A 20,969-nucleotide genomic window follows, 5' to 3' on the forward strand; every position below is an offset into this window, starting at 1 on the left:
ATAATTGACATTAAAGAGGCGATTAGATATTATTATTTCATACCAATTGGTACATTTAGAGTTGGTACAATTAGTGGAGGTCATATGGCTAGAATTCGTGAGTTTGATGAACAAAAGGCTTTGACAGAGGCCATGCGTCTTTTTTGGGAAAAAGGGTATGAGGCAACTTCGCTAAGCGACTTGACCACCCGGATGGGGATTCAGAAACCGAGTATATATGCGGCTTTCGGCGATAAGTCTTCTTTGTTCGAAGCGGCGCTGCGCAAATATAATCAGCTTCATGCCATGAATGTCCGTACAAAGCTGAACAAGACAGCAAGCGTAAAAGAGGCTTTCAAAATGCTGTTTTTAGAGGGAGCGTTTACGGACGCCGACTTCGTTCAGAACGGCTGCTTTTGTGTCAACACGATGGTGGAGCTGGCACCGCATGACACCAGATTTGAAGTGTTGACCCGCGAGCACCAGCAGTATTTGGCGGTTATTTTTGAGGGAACGATCAAGCGCGGGATTGCTTCGGGCGAACTTCAGGCAGGAATCGACTGTAAGGCGACAGCCCATGCCCTGGTGGCTTCCTTCATCGGCATCACTGTTATGAAAAAATCAAATCCAGGCCCTGTCTGGGTCGACAGCTGCATCAGCGCGGCGATGAAGCTGCTTCCTGCGGTCGGCGAAGCTGACGGCTGACCTCACTGCAACGTCTCACGAGTTTCATGAGATCTTTCAAAAAAACAGGCCCGGGTGAGGAGGAGCACCTTACGCTTGCCGCGCTGCTGCAGTGTGCATTAAAGCCTGAGATTTTCTTTCAATACCTCCAATCCCCTTTTTAGTTCTTCCAAAGAACAGATTTCTTCCATTTCTTATTTTTCCTCCGGCTCGGCCCACTCCGCGTTATATGCAGTATCTCGGTAAGATGCTGCCTTCGGCAGCCCTGGGCTTGCTGGTAGTTTACAGTATTAAAGATGTCCAATTTTTATCCGATAATCACGGCTTCCCCGCATTCATTTCAATTGCTATAGTTGTGTTTCTCCATATATGGAAGAGGCAAAGTAAGAGTAAATTTAAATATGTTTTTTACATGATTGAGGGTTAAGGTTCCCTCATGCAGCTCAATGATGTTTCTGGCAATAGAAAGGCCTAGTCCGGTTCCCGTTTGAATGCCTTCACTGCTTCTTGAATGGTCAACTTTATAAAAACGATCGAAAAGTTTATTTTCTTGTTCTTGCGTCAGGGGAGTGCCTTCATTTTCGACCTCAATCGTAATTTGCTTATGATTCGACTTCATTAAAATATGAACAGTTCCCGGTTTTACAGAGTACTTTAGAGCGTTCATAAGCAGATTATCGATTGCTCTGGCAATTTTTTCACTGTCAATGAGGGCTATAACAGGAGAGTCCCCGATCTCTTTCACAATATGTATACCGTTCTCCTGGGCGATCGGTTCAAATTCAAAAAGTAATTGATCGAGAAGCTGAAATACATCGATCTTTTTTAGGTCCAAGCGGGTTTCAGTTGAAGTAAGCCGGGTATATTCAAACAGATCATCGAGCAATTTTTTTAAATGAACAGCTTTGTTATAAGTGTTTTGAATAAATCGCGTATATTCATCCTGATTTTGGAATGAATTTGTTCTTAAAAGCTCGATATAACCGATAATACTTGTAAGTGGCGTACGCAAGTCATGCGAAATACCCGTGATCATCTCCATCTTGGAGTTTTCCAGTTCACGTTCCTTTTCAATCTGCTGCTGTAAACGTTCTGCCATCAAATTAATGTTAAACGCGACCCTCCCGAGTTCATCCTTTCGCTTAACAGGCACCCGGTATTTTAAATCCCCCTCAGCAATGATTTGCAGCCCATGTTCCAATGTGATTAAGTCTTTAACGATTCGTCGTGTCAAAATAAAAAAAGTAAATATAAAGATAACAATAAACAAGGGAGTCAGAAAATAAGGGAAGACATTGCGTAACCAATCCCATCCCCATGCGTGAGCGAGTTTCACGAAAAGTAAAATGAGAAAATCATTGATAGCAATAGCAACGATTAAGCTTAGCACCATTCTGATTAAAATGTTGACCTGAATCCTATGTTTTCTTTTTGGCTCTTGTACATGTTCATTCAATTTTATAGCCAACTCCCCAAACGGTTTTAATATATTTTGGCTCTCTTGGGTGCTCTTCTATTTTTTCCCGCAAATTACGAATATGGACCATGACTGTATTATCTGAATATCCGTACGGCTCTTTCCACACGCTCTCATAAATCTTTTCAGTGCTGAATACTTGCCCAGGGTGGCTTGCGAGCAGCTCCAGAATTGAAAACTCAAGCGGGGTCAGCGAGATATGGTTTCCTTTCAATGTAACGGAATGTTTAGTCTTGTCAATAATAAGATCTTTGATGAGGATAAGAGAATTAAATTCTTCGTTCCCCATTAATGATTGTCGCCGTAGTTGAGCTTTTACTCGAGCGAGCAATTCTAACGGATTAAACGGTTTGATCATGTAATCATCCGCTCCGGTAGTAAGACCTGTAATTTTATCAATATCCTCTTCCTTGGCCGATAGCATGATAATGGGCGTGTTCGATATTTCCCTTATTTTAATGCATGCCATAATACCATCCATTCGTGGCATCATGACATCGAGGATGACCAACTGGATAGAGGTTGTTTTTATTATATCCAGCGCTTTCAGACCATCTGCAGCTTCTATGACATGGTATCCTTCATTTCGCAAGTATACGTGAATGATATCCCGGATTTCTGAATCATCATCTACGACAAGCACTGTATTCATAACACTGTGCCCCTTCTGTTGTTTAATTTGAAACATTCTCCTTTTTGCGGCAGGTATAAACGAAAGCAGGAGGGAAATTGAGCGGTACGAACTCGATTTTTTCAATGATTAATTGTTCGGCAAATTGTTTTTTCATTTGCAGGGAGTATTGATAAGCGACGAAAATTCCTCCAGGTTTGAGTGCCTCCACAATCTGATGAAGCAAAGTTTCTCGCATTTCACTCGTAAAATTGAAAAACGGTAATCCGCTAATAATGCAGTCAAGCTGACCGATGTTTTGCTGATTCATTTTTTCAACCATGTGGCAAGCGTTGGAATGACATGCGAAATCCGGGTATTCTATCCTCAAATTATTTCTCATTTTTTTATCCATTTCAAACAATAACACTTTCGTTGATCCAGTTACCTGTGTCTTGATGAAACGTGTAATAGCACCTGTACCTGACCCGAGCTCTGCAACAGCCTTGACCTCATTCCATGGTACAGACTGAACCATTTTAGCCCCTAGAAACCGGGAACTAGGCAGCACACTTCCCACTCGTTTTGGATTTTGCAGAAAGCCTTTCAAAAAAAGCAGATTTTCATTGATGTTCAACTGTTTTTCCCCCTCGTTTTGTTTTCCACATAAACATAGTAACGGAAAAATCTAAGGAATTCACGAGGATAAATCTAAAGAAATTCTGAAGAAGGATGCTCATTTATAATGCCCCCCGATTTTCAAGGATCTCTCCAAAGCCTGCCCGGCGCGGGTGAGGGAGGAGGCGCGGATGATCGCCGCGCTGCCATACCGTTCTTTAATGCTGTCTGTGGCTTTTTCCAGCGAGCGGGTTCGCTCCTCGTCTTCAAAGAAGGAGAGCTGGTAGGTCTCCCCGTCCGTCAAACCGCTCAGGCTGATACCCAGGCGCCGTACCGGCATATGATTCCAGAACTTATAGAAAATCTCCTTCACGGCTTTGTAGACTTTATTCGTATTGTTGGTCAGATCAGGCAGCTTCATCTGGCGGGAAAATCCGGTCGGGGCCTCGTACGAGCTGCACATGCAGCCAACGGTGACCACGGAGCCCATGTATCCTTTGCGGCGGGTGTCCCGGCATACTTCCTCCGTGAGCTCCAGCAAAATGGTTTCCACCTCGTGCGGCTCTACATAATCCCTGGGCAGGGTCATCATATGGCCGATCGATTTCTGCGGTGTGCTGAACGTATACGGGGCGACGGGGCTGTCGTCCAGGCCGTTGGCGGTTCTCCACATCACTTCAGCCTGAATGTCGGACTGTTTACCGAAATGGGCGCGGAATTTGCGCTTCAGCTCGGGCAAGGGCGTTCTGGCAATATCTCCGATGGTGGTTATGCCGAGCCGCGCGAAATGGGCCGTCATGCGCGAGCCCACGCCGAACATTTTGTTCACCGGCTGCGGCCACAACAGAGGTTCTATCTCGTTCCTGTGCAGCGTGAACAGGCCGCTCTTGTTTTTCTTGGCCCAAATATCGGTTGCGATTTTGGCCAGCATTTTGTTGGAGCTGATGCCAATCCGCACCCAGACCCTGGTGTTGAGCAGAACCTTTTGCTGGATTTCCCGGGCAATGGCCGTAGGATCACCGCCGAATATGTGCTGGCTTCGGGACACATCCAGGAACTGCTCATCAACGCTGAAAACCTCCACCAAATCGGTATATTCCCTGTATATGTCAGTGATGGTCAGAGAAACATCAATATAATGTTTCATGCGGGGACGTACAATGACGAGCTCGGGACACTTCTTGAGTGCTTGACCGAGGCGTTCGGCTGTAGTTACACCGTGTTTTTTGGCTATAGGGCATGCGGCCAAAATAATCCCCGATCTGCGCGCCGGATCGCCTGCTACAGCAAGCGGTTTATTTTTATATTCAGGATGCTCCGCTTTCTCCACACTGGCATAAAAGCTCTGGCAGTCTGCCAAAAAAATGGTTCGCTCATTTGTCTTAGCCATCTTTGCTTCCTCCAACTCAAGATATAAATGCGAACATAAGTTCCTGTATATTATAGAACAAACATTTGTTCTATGTATGAGGTAATTACTGGTTTCTAAAAATGAATGACTAAAGACTTGACGAATCACATAAATGAAATTATTATAACTCACATGTAATTTATATAGTTACAATCGATTTGGATGATAATTTTATTATGAAACTGGACAGATTTTCAATGAAAACATTAGTTATTGTGGCGCATCCCCATTTGGAGCAATCCCATATCAACAAACGGTGGGCCGAAGAGCTTCAAGGCAAGCCAAACGTGACCGTACATAATCTGTATGAAGAATATCCGTCCGAACAGATTGATGTGGCGCGTGAGCAGCAATTGCTGGAGGAACATGACCGTATCGTTCTGCAGTTCCCATTTTATTGGTACAGCACACCGTCGCTTTTAAAAAAAATGGGAGGATATGGTCCTGGCTTACGGCTGGGCCTTTGGCGAGGGCGGAACAAAACTGCACGGCAAAGAGCTGCAGTTGGCTGTTTCCAGCGGCAGCCCGAAGGAAAACTATCAGCCTGAAGGCTTGAACAAATATACAATGGAGGAGCTCTTGCGACCTTTGGAAGCCACCAGCAACCTGATTGGCACCAAGCTCAAGCCATACTTTATTTTAAATGGCATCAGAACGGTAACGGACGAGGAGCTTGAAGCATCAGCCAAGGAATATGCGAAGGTCGTAACTGAGTAATTCTTTGATTGTAATAGAGCGGGTATTGCTGGGCGTTTTTCCACAATACCCGCTCTTTTTGTCATTCCGGAAAACGGCAGCTATAGCTCTATAAGTATAATTTGTTCATTTAATTCCGAGTTAATATGTTGACATAATAGGAAAAGGAATATATATTGAGAAAAATGCCTTTAATGGTATAAGGTTTAGACCTTATAGCATAGATTTTCAAGCAGAACGGAAGTGGTGATGTGTCAGCAAACTCCCCATGGCACTTTGAAAAGGTTACTCCAAAGAAGGTCAGTGATTTTATTTTCGAGCAATTGGAGGAAGCCATCATTCTGAAGGAATTGATGAGTGATGAACAGATTCCGTCAGAGCGGGAGCTGTCGGTTATCTTCAGTGCAAGCCGCCTTGCTGTACGAGAGGCGCTTGCACAGCTCGAAGCGCTGGGTCTGGTGGAGAAAAGGGTTGGCGCCAAAGGAGGCACGTTTGTCCTCCCGCTAACGTTAAATTCTCATCGGCGCAACCGGGAGGAAATCGCTAAAAACTGGGAGGTCATGCTCAAGATCTTCGAATTCAGGGCCGTGATTGAGCCAGAAGCTGCCTTTCTTGCGGCTGAGCGCATGACGGATGAGGAACTGAAGCAGCTGCAGGAATACATCGAGGCAAGCATGAACCCGGATTGCTCCAGAGAGGTGTTCCGGGCACTGGATGTGAAAATCCATTTGAGCATCGCCCAGGCTTCGGGAAATCCGTATTTGGGTAAAGCCATCCGCCAAATCCGTACCAAAATCAACCCCGCGCTGGATCTTATGCCCTTTAGCGCACACGTGCGATCGGTCAATAACCAGGAACATGAGGCTTTGTTCCTTGCTTTATCCTCTCATGACGGGCTTAAATCCAGAGAACTTATGAAGCAGCATATCAGCATGTCTGCAGAAGCCATCTATTCCCGTGTATTTAAAGAACATGACGACATCTGAGGACAAAAAATAGTAAAAGGAGATGCCTAAACTTGAAACTGGATGAGCTACAGGCGATGTCAGAGCAATTAAAAGAGCAGCTGGTCTCCTGGCGAAGAGATTTTCACCAGCACCCGGAAACCGGTTACGAAGAATTCCGCACGTCCACCATTGTGGCCAGACATCTGGAGAGCCTGGGCCTGGAGGTAACGACACAGGTTGGCAAAACGGGAGTGGTCGGCCTGCTTCGCGGAGAAGCGCCGGGACCGACGATTGGATTAAGAGCGGATATGGACGCGCTGCCAATTCAGGATTTGAAGAAGGACGTGTCCTATGCTTCACAGATCAACGGAAAAGGGCACTTATGCGGGCATGATGCGCATACCAGCATGTTGATGGGAGCGGCCCAGCTGCTGACCGGGCTGGGCAGGCCGCAGCGGGGCAATATCAAGTTTATTTTCCAGCCCGCAGAGGAAGGCCTGGCAGGCGCCAAGGCCATGATGGACGACGGGGTGCTGCAAAATCCGCAGGTGGATGCCATAGCGGGCATCCATGTGTATCCCGGTCTGCCCACCGGAGCGATCGGCGGTTCGAAAGGAATCGCCTTTGCTTCGGCCGACCCGATTGAGATCACGATATTCGGCAAAGGGGGACATGCGGCGCGTCCGCATGAAGGCGTTGACGCCATTGCCGTTTCCGCCCAGGTCATCACGGCGCTGCAAAATGTGACCAGCCGCATGATTGATCCGCTTGAGCCTGCCGTCGTTACCATTGGCAAAATCGAAGGCGGCGACATTGGCACAGCTATTGCCTCCACCGTCAGGATGGTGGGTACTGTACGGACATTATCGCCTGCCGTGCGTGATCAGATGCCTGTGCTCATTGAACAGGTGATTCAAGGTGTTACCCGGTCCTTCGGGGCGCAGTATGAATTGATTTATGACAAGAGCTATCCTGCTGTCCGGAACAATGAAGGCATGGTTGATTTTGTGACAGAAACAAGCCAAAGGCTGTACGGGAAAGAGGTTTGGAGGGATCTGAAGCCTTCTACCGGGGGCGAGGATTTTGCCTTTTATTCCGAAGCCGTACCAGGTGTGTTTTTCCGGCTGGGCGTAGGGGACGGGGAAGAACGGACAAGCTATCCGTTGCATCATCCCCTGTTCGATCTGGACGAGAATGCACTTCAACACGGTACAGCGCTGCTATCTGCCATTGCGCTCCGTTTTTTGGCTGAAGCAGATGAATCCTGGCTGGCGGGTCTTCAGGCTTTGCAAAAATAATTTAGGGGAGACGTCACATGAAAAGTTGGTTTATGAAAAGTTCTGTCTTACTGCTATTGATGATGCTTATAGTTACCGGTTGCGGAGGCGGCACCGGAAGCTCTGCGGGAGAAACGGACTCATCCGCTTCGGACGAAAAAACACTGACTATTGCCAATGCCACCGACATTGAGAGCTTTGATATTCATAACAACAACAATACGGTGAGTGAAGCGGTGCTCGTCAACATGTTTGATTATTTGCTCAAAAATGATGGCGAAGGCAAAAAAGTGCCTGTTCTTGCCACCTCCTGGGAGCAGGTGGGTGATACGACGTGGCGTTTCAAGCTGCGCGATGATGTCAAGTTTCACAACGGTGATCCGTTCACAGCAGCGGATGTGAAATTTACGCTGGAGCGTGCGGCCAAGGACAGCTCCTTGAAGCAAAATACGTACTACAAGCAAATTGCGGAAGTCAAGATCGTGGACGACTATACGGTGGATATCGTAACGGACGGTGCAGACCCGCTGCTGCTCAACCGTTTGTCCCGCATGGGTTCGGGCATGCTGCCATCCAAATATATTGAAGAAAAAGGAATGGATGCATTTTTACAGGCGCCAGTCGGCACGGGACCTTATATATTCAGCAGTTGGAAAAAGGATGACCGGATAGAGCTGATTAAAAATGAAGATTACTTTGGCGAAACGCCGAAATGGGACAAGGTTGTATTTCGCGCGGTTCCGGAGGCATCCACACGGGTCTCCGAGCTGCTGACAGGCGGTGTTGATATTGCAGCCGGCATCCCTTCGACAGACGTTGAGCGCATCCAGGCCACCGAAGGCTTGTCTGTGACCAAGGCTCCGATCCGGCGCGTGCTGCAGCTTATTATCCGTCATACCGAAGGCACGGCAACGGCGGATCCGAAGGTGCGTGAAGCCATCGATTTGGCCATCGACAAGCAGGCAATTGTGGACAGCATCGCCGGCGGAGCAGGCATCCTGACCCGCACCTCCGTAACACCGGGCGTCTTTGGCTCGGATCCGAGCCTGTATGAACAGTCTGTATATGATCCGGAACGGGCCAAGCAGCAGCTGCAGGAAGCCGGGTACAGCAATGGAGGGCCGGAACTGTCCTTGTCGGCATCGTCACAGTACAAGGAGTATGCGGAAGTTGTGGCCGCCATGCTGACCGACGCAGGCTTCAAGGTCAACCTTGATGTACTGGAAGCGAGTGCTTTCAGTGAAAAGATGACGTCCAAAACGTTCGGCGAGATGTTCATGCTCGGCATCGGCAATTCCCTGAATGATGCCTCCAATAACTATAACCGCTACTTTGCCGATGAAGCCAAAGGTGAAACGGATTACAACAACCCTGAGGTGGAAGAGCTGTTACAGGCGGCAGCGCAAAACATGAACAGTGAGGAAAGGGAACAGCAGTATCAGCAGGTTCAGCAGATTTTCGCTGAGGACCGGCCTGCCGTGTACCTGTTCCAGATGGAAGGCGTTTATGGGGTTGGAAGCAAGGCTAACTATAAGCCTCGTGAGGATGAGATGTATTTTGTAGATGAAATCACGCCGAACAACGGATAAAAATACACAATGGAGACGGGAGCGGGCGGGAATGTACCACATTCCTGCCTGCTCTGTCCAATAGGGTGGGGAGTTGAAGCTGTGGCAAAGTATATCGCGAAATCGCTGCTGCAAATGATACCTGTCCTGCTGTTCATTTCGCTGATCGTCTTTGTGCTCGTGCGTGTAACCGGGGATCCGGTGGCATTGATGCTCCCGGAAACAGCCACGGATGAAGACCGGGCCATATTGACGAAGGAGCTTGGACTGGATCAGCCGTTGTACAGGCAGTACGCCCTCTTTTTGGCGAATGCGGTGCGGGGAGATTTCGGGACTTCCTTTCATTACAACCAGTCGGCGCTTCCGCTGGTGCTGGAGCGGCTGCCGGCCAGCTTCGAGCTGGCGGTAGCCGCCATGATCCTGGCCGTTGTAATTGCAGTTCCGGCGGGCATTTGGTCAGCCGTCAAGCGCAATACGTTTGCAGACCTCTTTATTTCCGGAATTTCCGTGCTGGGGAAGGCGATGCCTAACTTCTGGATGGGCATCATGCTGATCCTGTTCTTTTCTGTGATCTTCAGAATGTTTCCTGTGTCAGGCAGAGGCGGCATCGAACATCTGATTCTTCCTGCCCTGACCCTGGGGGTTGGTTTATCCGCGCAAATGACGCGCCTGATCCGGTCCAACATGCTTGAAATATTAAATCAGGACTATATCCGCACGGCCAGAAGCAAAGGCATTTTTGAAACGATCGTCATTGGCAAGCACGCCCTGCGCAACGGACTGATTCCTGTTGTAACGATTATGAGCCTGCAGTTTACAAGTCTGATCGGGGGGACGCTTATTACGGAAACCGTATTTGCGTGGCCTGGACTGGGGCAGCTGCTTGTGGCAGCCGTGAATACCCACGATATGGCGATTGTGCAGGCGGCCGTTTTTGTCATCGCCATCTTTGTTATGGTCATGAATCTATTGACAGACATCATTTATCGGCTGCTGGATCCGCGGATCAAGTACAGCTAGTGATGGGGAGGGGAAACATATTGTCTGCTACACCGGAGACTCAGGTGCAGAGCACGGCTTTGCATGCAGCGCAAAAGAGCAGAAAGCAAGGCGGTATCAGGCACTGGCTGGGACTGTTATTGAAAAGCAAGACGGGAACAACAGGGGCTGTTCTGGTTATTTTGGTCATCATGATTGCTCTTTCAGCCCCGCTGCTGGCGACCCACGATCCAGCCAAGGTCAATCCGCTGGACCGTCTGCAGCCGCCTTCATGGCTTGAAGGGGGGAGCTCCGAGCATCTGTTGGGTACGGATAATCTGGGACGTGATATATGGAGCCGGATCGTATACGGCTCACGGGTATCCCTGATCGTAGGTGTCGGTGCTGTCTTGGTATCGGGAGCCATCGGGGCTGTGCTGGGACTGCTGGCAGCCTATTACGGCAAATGGATCGATGCGCTCATTATGCGTGTAGCCGATGCCTTTTTGGCGGTTCCGACCATTCTGCTTATGCTTGTTGTGCTGGCGGTCGTGGGGCCAGGGCTGACCACCATGATCTTTGTTATCGGCATTACGAACTGGGTGTCCTATGCAAGAGTCGTCAGGGGAGAGGTGCTAAGCATCAAGGAACAGGATTTTGTCAAAGCAGCCAGAGCTGTCGGGTCAAGGAGCGGAAGGATTATTTTCAGGCACATCCTGCCCAACATCCTGTCCTCCTTCATTGTCATCTCGGGCATGAGCGTGGCAACCACCATTATTATGGAAGCGTCGCTCAGCTTTCTGGGGCTGGGCATTAGGGCGCCGGACGTATCCTGGGGCGGCATGCTCAGCGACGGGCGGCAGTATGTAGCGACCAGCTGGTGGGTTGCGACCTTCCCGGGCATTGCCATTACCGTCACGGTGCTGGGAGTCATTTTCCTTGGCGACTGGCTGCGCGATGTGCTGGATCCCCGCATGAAGGTGAACAACTGACGGACAAGGGAGGAACAATGCACAATGAACTTGCTTGAAGTAAAGGAACTGAAAACCGTCTTTAAAACCGGCAGCGGGGCTGTTCCCGCAGTTAACCGCGTCAGCTTTTCCGTACACGCGGGCGAAACGCTGGCTATCGTCGGTGAGTCCGGCTGCGGCAAGAGCGTTACATCGCTGTCGATTATGAGGCTGGTTGCTGCCCCCGGGGAAATTGCGGGAGGTGAGGTCCGGTTTGAGGACAAGGATTTGCTGAAGCTGTCTGCCAAAGAAATGCGAAATTACCGCGGCAACGAGATCTCGATGATTTTTCAGGAGCCGATGACCTCATTAAATCCGGTGTTTACGATAGGCAACCAGATCGGTGAAGTGCTGCGCAGGCACGAGGGACTGAGTAAACAAGAGGCAAGGCGGCGAAGCATTGACATGTTGGAGCGTGTGGGCATACCCGGCGCAGCCAGGGTGATCGGCCAATTTCCGCATCAGTTATCCGGCGGCATGCGGCAGCGTGTGATGATCGCCATCGCCCTGGCGTGCCGTCCCAAGCTGCTCATTGCGGATGAGCCCACAACGGCGCTGGACGTCACTATTCAGGCGCAAATTCTCGATTTGATCGGCACTCTTAGCAGAGAGGAAAATACAGGGGTCATTCTGATCACGCATGATTTGGGCGTGGTGGCCGAAATGGCGGATCGGGTGGCTGTCATGTATGCCGGTGAAATTGTGGAAGAAGCGAATGTATATGAGCTGTTCGAACATCCCGGCCATCCGTATACGATCGGTCTGATGGGCTCGCTGCCCAAAATGACCGAGCAAAAGGAGCGGCTTCATTCCATTCCGGGAACCGTACCGAACCTTCTGGACATGCCTGCCGGCTGTCCTTTTCATCCCCGTTGTCCGTACGCAGCAGATGTTTGTCTCCGAATAAAGCCTGAGCTGGAGCAGAAGAAAGAGGGTCATCTGGTCAGATGCCATCGCGCGGAGGAGGTTGCTTTATGAACGAAGCAATGGCTGCTGAACAACCGCTGCTGGAAGTGAAGGAGCTCAAGAAATATTATCCTGTCCCCAAAGGCTGGTTCTCTAAAACGGAAAGTTACGTACGTGCTGTGGACGGCCTGACGTTTGAAGTGCATGCAGGTGAAACGCTTGGCATTGTCGGCGAATCCGGCTGCGGCAAATCTACGGCAGGGCAGCTGATCACACAGCTGCTGGAGCCTACTGCGGGTGAGATCATCTTTGCTGGCAGGAAGCTTACGGGCATGAATGAAGAGTCCGTCAGACGGATCAGACGCGATCTGCAATTTGTGTTTCAGGATCCCTTTTCCTCGCTGAATCCGCGAATGAAGGTGCTTGATATTGTTGCGGAGCCGCTGATTGTGCACGGGCTGGCTAAAGGAAAGCAATTAAGAACAGAGGTCATCCGCCTGCTGGAAACGGTCGGCCTTGGCGAGCACCATGCAGACCGGCATCCCCATGAATTCAGCGGCGGTCAGCGGCAGCGTATCGGCATCGCGCGGGCGTTAGCCCTCAAACCGAAGCTGATTGTATGCGACGAGCCTGTATCGGCGCTGGACGTTTCCATTCAGGCGCAAATCCTGAATCTGTTGAAGGATCTGCAGGATCAGTTTCAATTGACCTATATTTTCATTGCGCATGGACTGCCCTCCGTCAAGCATATCAGCGACCGCATCGCCGTGATGTATCTTGGGAAAATCGTCGAGTTGGCCGAGCGTGACCAGCTTTTCCACCGGCCCAAGCATCCCTATACCGAAGCGCTTCTTTCATCGGTGCCTGTACCGGATCCCCGGCTGCGCAAAAAGCGCGTCCCGCTTTCCGGCGAGCCGCCGAGTCCGGCCAATCCGCCGCAGGGATGCGCATTTCACCCGCGCTGTCCCTATGCGCAGGACCTTTGCCGTCAAGTCGCTCCGCCGCTGGAAAGCAAAGAAAGCGGTCAACTGGCTGCCTGCCATTTTCCTTTGCACGAGGGAGGAATGGCCTTATGAGAAACAGTGAGAGGGGGAGACAAATGAGTCAAAAACGGGCGGTCTTGCCCGCTGATCTGTATCAATATCAGTGGATCAGCGATCCGGTGATCGGTCCGGCTGGAACGGTAGCTTATGTGCTAAAGACCATTGATGCGCAAAAAAATGATTATTTCACACACATTCGGACGGTTTCCCTGGAAGGGGTGGATGACAAGGCCCTCACTGCGGGAAATAAGGACATGGCTCCAGCCTGGTCGCCGGACGGATCGATGCTTGCTTTTTTACGGATCCATGAAGGCAGCAAGCAAATTTGGACCATTTCTGCCGAGGGAGGAGATGCCAGGCAGCTTACTCATGTAAAACGCGGTGTAGACGGATTTGTGTGGTCGCCGGACGGGCGGAGAGTTGCATATTTAACCCAGGTCAGTGAAGATGCGGAGCGTGAAGCCCTGATGCTTGAAGAGGACGGCAGGCAGGAAGCCTTAAAAGGAAGAAGCTATACACGGACCGTGCCCAAAACGGAAGGAAGCGGCCTGTGGAACGGGCTTTACAGCCATCTGTTTGTGCTTGACCTGGCAACGGAACAGATGACAAGGCTGACCTCCGGACATTTTGACGTGTCACAGCCCTGCTGGTCTCCGGATGGGTCAATGATCGCTTTTTTGGCAAAGAAACCGGAAAACGTATCCGCCGATCCGGATCTGGTGGCGTTCAATGATATTTTTACCGTCCGCACCGAAGGGGGAAGCATGCGCAGGCATACGAATTCCTCTCTGTCGATCAGCCAATTTACCTTTGCACCGGACGGCTGCTCCTTTGCCTTGATCGGCAACGACCGGATATGGGGCAGCGGCATGCAAAACAGGCTGTATACCGTACCGCTGGACAACTCTAATCCTGCAGTGATAACGGGAGATATGGACATCCAGATCGGCAACTTCGCATTAAGTGATATGAAATCCGCCGCTGCGTCCCCTGCTCCCGTATACGGAAGCGATGGTGAGCTGTATGTATTGGGTACACATCACGGTACTGTTCAGGTATACCGCTTCCTGCCGGACGGCAGCTATGAGGCGGTAACGGAAGGCGAGCAGGATGTGTATCAATTTACCCTTTCCGCCAACGGCCAATCCCTTGTGATCGCAGCCGCACAGACGGCGGCGCCTGGAGAGCTGTACCGCCTCGATCCGGCCGCAGGCGGTGTGCGAAAGCTGACAGACAGAAATGCGGAAATGATGGGCCAGCTGGAAATCAGCATACCTGAGCCTTTTTGGTACGAAACGGAGGATGGCTTGTCAGTGCAGGCTTGGATCATGAAACCTCCCCAGTTGCAGCCGGGGGACAAGGCTCCACTGATTCTCCAGATCCATGGGGGTCCGCACGCGATGTATACCGGGGCATACAGTCATGAGATGCAGTCACTTGCTGCCCAAGGGTATGCCATTGTATTTACGAATCCGAGAGGAAGCTTCGGTTATGGACAGGATTTTGCCAAAGCCTGCCGGGGAGATTTTGGCGGCGGAGATTACCGCGATATGATGCAGGGGCTGGATGAAGCGCTGCGGCGCTTTGATTTCGTGGACAGCACCCGGCTTGGCGTAACCGGAGGAAGTTATGGCGGGCTGATGACCAACTGGATCGTCTCCCATTCCGACCGCTTTCAGGCAGCCGTCACGCAGCGCTGCATTTCCAATTGGCTTTCTTTCTACGGCATGAGCGACATCGGTATCTCTTACACGGAAGGCATTGTGGGCGGAAATCCATGGGATGACCATGAACTGCTCTGGCACCAGTCACCCCTGGCCCATGTCAAAAATATCAAAGCACCGCTGCTCATTATTCATGGCGAGCAGGATATGCGCTGCCCGATTGAGCAGGCCGACCAGCTGTATGTCGCCCTCAAACGGCTGGGAAAAGAAACGATGCTGATCCGCTATCCGAATTCCAATCATTCTCTGTTAAAGACAGGCAAGCCATCCTATCGTGTGGATGTGCTGGAGCAGGTCAACCAATGGTTTTCACGTTATCTTGAGAAGGGAGGTGCAGAGCATGAGTGAAGTGCTGCTGTCCATTCCGGTTGGACTTCTGATTGAAAACTGCAGAAGCAGCGGGGCGCCGGATGAAGAGATCATCGCCTGCATGCGCAAGCGGGATTTCTCTCCCCTGCTGGACCTCGTCCGTGATCAAAGCATGGACTTTATCGAGCGGCTGGATACAGCCGCCGAGCTGGGCGAGGATTGGGAGCAGGCGATCCGCAGCGGTTATGCTTTTAAATTTTTGCACATCAATGCTGTCAAAAGGCTGCTGCTCTTCCGGTTCAATAAAAGAGAGGATGTGGACTATATCCAGGCCGGATATAAATTAATCCATCTGAAATTATCCGATTCCGAAATCAAGGAGATGGAATCCCTTATTCACCGGCAGTGGATTGTAGAAAAACAGAAGCAGGGTTCGCAAACGGATGAGGCAACTGTGAAAATATTTCTTAAATATACTGATCCTGCGGGCTAAGCAGCGCGGTTATGTAACTAATTCATAATGCAGTGTCATATTTCACAGGACCAGGATGCCGGATGTTTGCCGGATGCTCCTGATCCTGCTTTTTTGCATTGCATGGCGGCAAGTGCTTGATCCCGGTTATTTTTTCTCCCGACCAAAACAGCCATTACTTCCATGTGGAAAACTCTTATGTCATGCTTACCTTAACGCTGCGTTAATGTTTTATAATGGTGTGGACACAGAGAGGGGAACGGAGCATGCAGAGAGTGAAAATTAACGAACTGGCCCGGCAGCTGAATATATCCGCGCGGGCGATCCGGTTTTATGAGGAAAAAGGGATGATCCGGCCCGGCAAGGACCCGGGGAACGGCTATCGGCTATTCAGCCAGCGGGATGCGCTGCGCCTGCGCATCATTGTGACACTGCGTGAATTCGGCATGGGGGTGGGAGAGGTTAAGCAGCTGCTGGAGCTGCTGGATCGCGGACTGCGCGAGGAGGCGGTCTATGTGCTGGAGCAGCAGCGTTCCGCCATGTTCGACCGCTGGATGGAAGGCAAGCGCAATCTGGATGCGGCTGATTTTATGATCCGGCAGCTCCAGGGAGAACGCGGTCCCGAATGGGAGGATCTGTTCGAGCTGGCCGGAGGTCTGAAGCGTCGCCGTCAACTGCGTGACGGCTGGCGGGACACATGGGATTTCGACAGCCGCGCCGCCGTGCATGATGAGTTGGTTAGCGGTACGGATAGCAGCGGGGGTCGGCATCCGGCCTATACGACGACCTTGCGGATGATGGTGGAACGCGTGCTTCCCGCTCCGGGGGAAAGGGGGCTGGATGCCGGCACCGGGACGGGCAATCTGGCAGGATTGTTTGCGGAAGCTGGTGCGGCCATGGCCGGGATCGACCAGTCCATGGAAATGCTGAAGCAGTGCCGCCGCAAATTTCCGCAGGTGGAGGCGAGACTGGGCAATTTGCTGTCCATTCCTTATCAGGATGGAAGCTTCGACTTTGTGGCAAGCAGTTATGCGCTGCGCCATCTGACCCCGGAGCAAAAGCCGGTGGCACTGTCCGAAATGAAGCGGGTGCTGAAGCCTCACGGCCGGATCTGTATCGCGGATTTGATGTACGCGGAAGAGAGCAGTCCGGGGGACGGGCTGCCAGAGATGGCTGCGATCGGCACTGTGACCGGTTCCTTGGACACGCCCGTATACTATGCACATTGTCAGAAGCTGCTGGAATGGTTCGGGCAGAATGGTTATTTGGCGGCGGTTCACCCTGTCAGCGGAGCCGTGCACATGATTTACGCGGTTCCGGTGCAGCGCGGACCGCTGTCTGCAGAGGCAGGCGGAATTTAGCCTTGACCTTCACGCAAGGGCATCCTGTAGCCTGTCGTTGTAAACCAAATGACAGGAGGATGCTTTATGTCAGTAATTAAAATTAAGGATGCGACGATCTTCACTATGGTGGAAGGGGAAGCACCCTATGAGGGAGATCTTTTGATCCAGGACAGCCGGATTGCAAGCATAGGCCCGTCCATTGCTGAAGAGGCGGAGGAGCTGCTGGACGGCCGCGGCATGCTTGCCATACCTGGGCTCGTTAATGCCCATCAGCATTCACCGATGAGTCTGCTGCGGGCCTTTAGCGACGACCTGAAGCTGATGGACTGGCTGGAGCGAAAAATGCTGCCCGCGGAGAACCGCATGACTCCGGAGGATATTTATTGGGGAGCGAAGCTGGGCATCGCGGAAATGATCAAATCCGGCACCACGGCTTTTGCCGATATGTATATTCATATGAACGAGATTGCCGAAGCGGTGAAGGAGGCGGGAATCCGCGCTTCCCTTACCCGTGGCGTCATCGGGCTTGAGGACGACGGGGGACGGAGAATGGCGGAAGCAGCCGATCTGATCGACCGCTGGCATGGGCAGGCGGACGGCAGAATCACAACGATGGTCGGGCCGCATGCCCCTTATACCTGTCCTCCGCATTTTATGAAAGAAGCGCTTGCGCTTGCCAAAGATAAGCGTGTGCCTGTGCATACCCATCTTGCGGAAACGGTGGAGGAGACCGCCAAAATACGCGAGAAATACAATTGCACCCCAACTGAATATTTGGCCGATACGGGGCTGCTTGCCCACGACCATGTCCTTCTTGCCCATGGGGTGCACTTAACGCCGGAAGACGTAAAGCTGCTGCGCGGGCTCAAGGGGGGTGTGGCCCATAATCCTGTCAGCAACCTGAAGCTATCCTGCGGCATTGCACCGGTGGCGGAGCTGTTGAAGCAGGGCACAGCCGTCGGACTTGGCACGGACGGGGCGGGCAGCGCAACAACGCTTGATATGTTCGAGGAAATCAAAGCAGCTGCCTGGCTGCAGAAGCTGCGGTCCGGCAATCCCGCTTCCTTCACAGCAGGAGAAGTGCTGGCCATGGCCACCGCTGGCGGGGCTGAACTGCTCGGACTGAGGGCGGAAATCGGCACGCTGGAGGCAGGCAAAAAAGCGGATATCATTCTGATCGACCTGCGCAAGCCGCATTTGCAGCCTGTCCATCGTGCGGAATCGCTGCTCGCTTACAGTGTGGGTGGAGCTGATGTGGACACCACGATTGTTAATGGGCGTATTTTAATGCAGGGCCGGCGCCTGCTGACGATGGATGAAGAGGAAATTCTGCGCGAGACGGCTGTTCGTGCCCGACGGATTACGGCCGGGATTTAATCCGTCAGGGGCAGGTGCGGGAAAGGAGCCTTTTTTTTGCGGACAGGGGTTTTCATGGCGACAGAAAAGGAGTATTCTTGTAGACTTGAGGGTGCCGTACAAATGGATACATATAACACACATAGGGAAAGAAGGAATGCCGTTGTCTCGTTCATTATATGCAGCTCTGATTCTGCTTAGTCTGATTTGGGGAGGCTCCTTCCTGTTTATCAAGGTGCTGCTGCAGCATGACCTTGGCCCATGGATGATAGCCAGCGTGCGTTCCTTATTCGGACTGGTATTCATCCTGCTCGTTATGCTGGTTTTGCGCAAGCCTTTTTCCTTAAAACAAGTACCGTGGGGCGGGGCCGTGCTTGTATCTCTGGTGAATATGGCTCTTCCCTGGGCGTTGATCGCATTCAGCGAAACACGGCTGACCAGCAGCATGGCCTCGGTGCTGAATGCCACGACACCGATCTGGACCATGCTGGTCGGGTTGCTGTTTTTCAGGGCCTCTTTCACCCGGATGCAATGGACGGGGATGCTGGTGGCCTTTGCAGGCATAATTGTCCTGCTCGGCATTAATCCTGTGACCATCATTTCAGTGGACCCGGTCGGTTTTGCCTGCATGCTGGCGGCCACGCTATGTTACGGGATTGGCACGCAGCTGTCCAGACGCTTGCTCGGCGGGCTCAGCATGTATCAAATGACCTTTGCCACACTTGCAGGCGCGGCTGCGGGAAGCGGACTGGTTGCAGTCTTTACGGAACAGGTTCCTGATCTGACGGAGCCAGCTGTCCTCGGCTCCTTTATCGGCCTTGGCGTGCTAGGCTCGGGCGTGGCTTATATTTTGTTCAATTATATGGTGATGAAGGGAAGCCCGGAGTTTGCGACTTCGGTAACCTATCTTGTTCCGGCGAGCGCCATGGTTTGGGGGTACACTCTGCTTGGCGAGCACATCGGATGGAATCTGCTTGCAGGTCTGGTCCTGATTCTTGGCGGCGTGTTTGTGGCGAACCGCAAACCGGGAGGAAACCCTGGCAAGAAAATGAGTAAAAAGGCGGATATCCCGTCATAACGCCGCCTGCTGCCGCATAATTATTGAAATGTGCCGGAAATATCCGCGCAAGCAAGTTGTTTGGCACATGGCGCTGTGTGGTATAATAGATTAAGAGGAACAGCCTATCGGTATGCGGGTGTTGTCCCTTCAAACCAAAGAGAAAGGATCAGGATACCATGAGTCCCCGAAGGATGATTCCCCAAAGGACGATTTGGAAACGTTATGATCTATCCTATACTTAGCTCTTCCGTGAGTGTACGTCGGTGACCGACTACTGCGGAAGAGGGGATTATGATGCGAAGGACCAAGTCCTCCAGGCGAATGTTGTACCCGAGCTTCCGTGAGTACCGGTTGATGATAAACCAACTTGCGAGAAACCGGGGGAGCCTGTATGAGGATAACGAACAAGAAGAAGCTTTTTAACAGAACGGCGGAACAAACAGCTGTCATGCTGCTTGGAACCTTCATTCTGGCATTTGCCTATTACCATATTAACTTTGCGAATCATTTGTCTGAAGGCGGTTTTGTAGGGCTTGCCCTGCTGGGCAAGTATGCGTTCGGACTGTCGCCGGCATGGAGTGTGCTGCTGCTGGATATACCGGTCCTGATCGCCGCCTGGCTGATCAGAGGGTGGCGCTTTGCGGCCCGCGCGCTGCTGGGTGCGGCTGCGTTCTCCATATTTTACAGCGGCTTTGAATGGCTTTCAGCGCCGGTAATGAATTTGCAGGACAATCTGGCCGTTGCTTCCGTGCTGTCCGGGGTTCTGACCGGGCTGGGCGCAGGAATCGTCATGCGCAGCGGGGGAGCTACAGGCGGAGACGATATTCTGTCCATTATGATCAGCGAGTGGAAGGGCTGGAAGCTGGGCAGCGTATTTTTTGTAAGCGACTGTATCGTGCTGCTGTTGTCACTCTTTTATTTGCCTTTCAAAGAAACGATGTATACCATTTTTGCGGTGTGGATTGCCGGTCAAATGATTACGCTGACCGTTGGATTCAGGCTTAAGCTCAAGCCTGCTGCCGAGGCTAAGGGAAAGGCACAGCCTGCCGCTGGCGCAGCATTGACTGGAGTACAAAGCGTACGGCAATCATCTTAATAAAATGTCTAAAAACCGTCCGGTAATAATTCCGAACGGTTTTTTGGCGTTATTCGTCGATCACTTTATTTTAATGACCACTCTTCCATTTGGTTTCAGTACCCGAAATGATTTTTCCAAGACCGCACCCCTAAAGTATCATAAACAGCATCATATCCTGTAAGCAGTTCTTCAAAAATATCTTTTCTATAATTATTAAAAGCTCAACTTTCGCAGCATGAAATCGGCAAACAGGCCCTGATATAACGGGGTAAAACGGAGATCTAGATCTACTACTGGGGTTGACGCTGAATCAAAGCAGACAGCTTTTCGCTAGCTTTCTTGCAGAAAGGGGATTCGCCCCCCTCAGAGTCTAGTAGCCCGAGTGAGATGGGTGTCTGTAGGCTGTGGTGTCTGGTGTCCGTT

General features: G+C 51.3%; 19 protein-coding genes and 1 pseudogene. 16 read left to right on the forward strand and 4 right to left on the reverse strand.

Translation table 11 applies throughout. The annotated features are described in order from the left end of the window. Window positions 1-84 precede the first annotated feature (84 nt). Window positions 85-684 carry a TetR/AcrR family transcriptional regulator gene (locus ACE41H_RS06090; protein WP_375353991.1) on the forward strand — a complete coding sequence of 200 codons (600 nt, stop codon included), beginning with the start codon at window positions 85-87 and terminating at the stop codon, window positions 682-684. A gap of 121 nt (window positions 685-805) precedes the next feature. Beyond that, window positions 806-1,090: a branched-chain amino acid transport AzlD family protein gene (locus ACE41H_RS06095; protein WP_375354050.1), complete on the forward strand. Its 285-nt coding sequence runs from the start codon at window positions 806-808 to the stop codon at window positions 1,088-1,090. Here ACE41H_RS06095 and ACE41H_RS06100 read toward each other — a convergent pair. From ACE41H_RS06100 to ACE41H_RS06115, 4 genes are all read right to left on the reverse strand, one after another. Then, window positions 1,004-2,119 carry a sensor histidine kinase gene (locus ACE41H_RS06100; protein WP_375353992.1) on the reverse strand — a complete coding sequence of 372 codons (1,116 nt, stop codon included), beginning with the start codon at window positions 2,117-2,119 and terminating at the stop codon, window positions 1,004-1,006. The genes ACE41H_RS06095 and ACE41H_RS06100 overlap by 87 nt on opposite strands. Further along, a complete protein-coding gene (locus ACE41H_RS06105) occupies window positions 2,112-2,792 on the reverse strand; it encodes a response regulator (protein WP_375353993.1) in 681 nt (226 codons plus the stop codon). Before ACE41H_RS06105 ends, ACE41H_RS06100 begins: the two co-directional genes overlap by 8 nt. Window positions 2,793-2,814: 22 nt before the next feature. Then, complete coding sequence (locus ACE41H_RS06110) at window positions 2,815-3,387, reverse strand: class I SAM-dependent methyltransferase (protein WP_375353994.1); 573 nt, start codon at window positions 3,385-3,387, stop codon at window positions 2,815-2,817. Between the two features lie 99 nt (window positions 3,388-3,486). After that, a complete protein-coding gene (locus ACE41H_RS06115) occupies window positions 3,487-4,758 on the reverse strand; it encodes a DNA polymerase IV (protein ID WP_375353995.1) in 1,272 nt (423 codons plus the stop codon). A 218-nt stretch (window positions 4,759-4,976) separates the two neighbouring features. Between ACE41H_RS06115 and ACE41H_RS06120 the strand changes: the two are divergent. The 14 genes and pseudogenes from ACE41H_RS06120 (at window position 4,977) to ACE41H_RS06185 (ending at window position 20,564) form a co-directional block, all read left to right on the forward strand. Further along, a pseudogene (locus tag ACE41H_RS06120) lies at window positions 4,977-5,496 on the forward strand (NAD(P)H-dependent oxidoreductase). A gap of 230 nt (window positions 5,497-5,726) precedes the next feature. Beyond that, window positions 5,727-6,461, forward strand: a complete 735-nt coding sequence (locus ACE41H_RS06125; RefSeq protein ID WP_375353997.1) for a FadR/GntR family transcriptional regulator — start codon at window positions 5,727-5,729, stop codon at window positions 6,459-6,461. 56 nt (window positions 6,462-6,517) lie between these two features. Beyond that, complete coding sequence (locus tag ACE41H_RS06130) at window positions 6,518-7,720, forward strand: M20 metallopeptidase family protein (protein WP_375354052.1); 1,203 nt, start codon at window positions 6,518-6,520, stop codon at window positions 7,718-7,720. 17 nt (window positions 7,721-7,737) lie between these two features. Next, window positions 7,738-9,288 carry an ABC transporter substrate-binding protein gene (locus tag ACE41H_RS06135; RefSeq protein WP_375353998.1) on the forward strand — a complete coding sequence of 517 codons (1,551 nt, stop codon included), beginning with the start codon at window positions 7,738-7,740 and terminating at the stop codon, window positions 9,286-9,288. An 81-nt stretch (window positions 9,289-9,369) separates the two neighbouring features. Beyond that, window positions 9,370-10,287 (forward strand): ABC transporter permease, encoded by a 918-nt coding sequence (locus ACE41H_RS06140; protein ID WP_375354000.1) that lies wholly within the window; start codon window positions 9,370-9,372, stop codon window positions 10,285-10,287. Window positions 10,288-10,346: 59 nt separating this feature from the next. Continuing rightward, a complete protein-coding gene (locus tag ACE41H_RS06145) occupies window positions 10,347-11,237 on the forward strand; it encodes an ABC transporter permease (protein WP_375354053.1) in 891 nt (296 codons plus the stop codon). Window positions 11,238-11,261: 24 nt separating this feature from the next. Next, a complete protein-coding gene (locus ACE41H_RS06150) occupies window positions 11,262-12,233 on the forward strand; it encodes an ABC transporter ATP-binding protein (protein WP_375354002.1) in 972 nt (323 codons plus the stop codon). Continuing rightward, a complete protein-coding gene (locus ACE41H_RS06155) occupies window positions 12,230-13,237 on the forward strand; it encodes an ABC transporter ATP-binding protein (RefSeq protein WP_375354003.1) in 1,008 nt (335 codons plus the stop codon). Before ACE41H_RS06150 ends, ACE41H_RS06155 begins: the two co-directional genes overlap by 4 nt. A gap of 23 nt (window positions 13,238-13,260) precedes the next feature. After that, window positions 13,261-15,276, forward strand: a complete 2,016-nt coding sequence (locus ACE41H_RS06160; protein WP_375354004.1) for a S9 family peptidase — start codon at window positions 13,261-13,263, stop codon at window positions 15,274-15,276. Continuing rightward, window positions 15,269-15,730: a hypothetical protein gene (locus ACE41H_RS06165; protein WP_375354006.1), complete on the forward strand. Its 462-nt coding sequence runs from the start codon at window positions 15,269-15,271 to the stop codon at window positions 15,728-15,730. The genes ACE41H_RS06160 and ACE41H_RS06165 overlap by 8 nt, the downstream gene beginning before the upstream one ends. A 245-nt stretch (window positions 15,731-15,975) precedes the next feature. Beyond that, on the forward strand, window positions 15,976-17,070 hold the full coding sequence (locus ACE41H_RS06170; protein WP_375354008.1) for a MerR family transcriptional regulator: 1,095 nt from the start codon (window positions 15,976-15,978) through the stop codon (window positions 17,068-17,070). A gap of 66 nt (window positions 17,071-17,136) precedes the next feature. After that, the gene (locus ACE41H_RS06175; RefSeq protein WP_375354009.1) at window positions 17,137-18,429 is read left to right on the forward strand and encodes an amidohydrolase; all 1,293 of its coding nucleotides are present in this window, start codon (window positions 17,137-17,139) and stop codon (window positions 18,427-18,429) included. Window positions 18,430-18,571: 142 nt separating this feature from the next. Beyond that, the gene (locus ACE41H_RS06180; RefSeq protein WP_375354011.1) at window positions 18,572-19,486 is read left to right on the forward strand and encodes a DMT family transporter; all 915 of its coding nucleotides are present in this window, start codon (window positions 18,572-18,574) and stop codon (window positions 19,484-19,486) included. Window positions 19,487-19,859: 373 nt separating this feature from the next. After that, on the forward strand, window positions 19,860-20,564 hold the full coding sequence (locus ACE41H_RS06185) for a YitT family protein (RefSeq protein WP_375354013.1): 705 nt from the start codon (window positions 19,860-19,862) through the stop codon (window positions 20,562-20,564). Window positions 20,565-20,969 lie beyond the last annotated feature (405 nt).

Source organism: Paenibacillus enshidis, from assembly GCF_042136365.1.
Lineage (GTDB): Bacteria > Bacillota > Bacilli > Paenibacillales > Paenibacillaceae > Paenibacillus > Paenibacillus enshidis.

Coding starts and splice junctions, on each gene's coding strand:
- ACE41H_RS06130 (WP_375354052.1), top strand. CDS start 6,518: ATGTCAGAGCAATTAAAAGAGCAGCTGGTCTCCTGGCGAAGAGATTTT.
- ACE41H_RS06150 (WP_375354002.1), top strand. CDS start 11,262: ATGAACTTGCTTGAAGTAAAGGAACTGAAAACCGTCTTTAAAACCGGC.
- ACE41H_RS06105 (WP_375353993.1), bottom strand. CDS start 2,792: ATGAATACAGTGCTTGTCGTAGATGATGATTCAGAAATCCGGGATATC.
- ACE41H_RS06185 (WP_375354013.1), top strand. CDS start 19,860: ATGAGGATAACGAACAAGAAGAAGCTTTTTAACAGAACGGCGGAACAA.
- ACE41H_RS06160 (WP_375354004.1), top strand. CDS start 13,261: ATGAGTCAAAAACGGGCGGTCTTGCCCGCTGATCTGTATCAATATCAG.
- ACE41H_RS06170 (WP_375354008.1), top strand. CDS start 15,976: ATGCAGAGAGTGAAAATTAACGAACTGGCCCGGCAGCTGAATATATCC.
- ACE41H_RS06155 (WP_375354003.1), top strand. CDS start 12,230: ATGAACGAAGCAATGGCTGCTGAACAACCGCTGCTGGAAGTGAAGGAG.
- ACE41H_RS06135 (WP_375353998.1), top strand. CDS start 7,738: ATGAAAAGTTGGTTTATGAAAAGTTCTGTCTTACTGCTATTGATGATG.
- ACE41H_RS06115 (WP_375353995.1), bottom strand. CDS start 4,758: ATGGCTAAGACAAATGAGCGAACCATTTTTTTGGCAGACTGCCAGAGC.
- ACE41H_RS06165 (WP_375354006.1), top strand. CDS start 15,269: ATGAGTGAAGTGCTGCTGTCCATTCCGGTTGGACTTCTGATTGAAAAC.
- ACE41H_RS06090 (WP_375353991.1), top strand. CDS start 85: ATGGCTAGAATTCGTGAGTTTGATGAACAAAAGGCTTTGACAGAGGCC.
- ACE41H_RS06175 (WP_375354009.1), top strand. CDS start 17,137: ATGTCAGTAATTAAAATTAAGGATGCGACGATCTTCACTATGGTGGAA.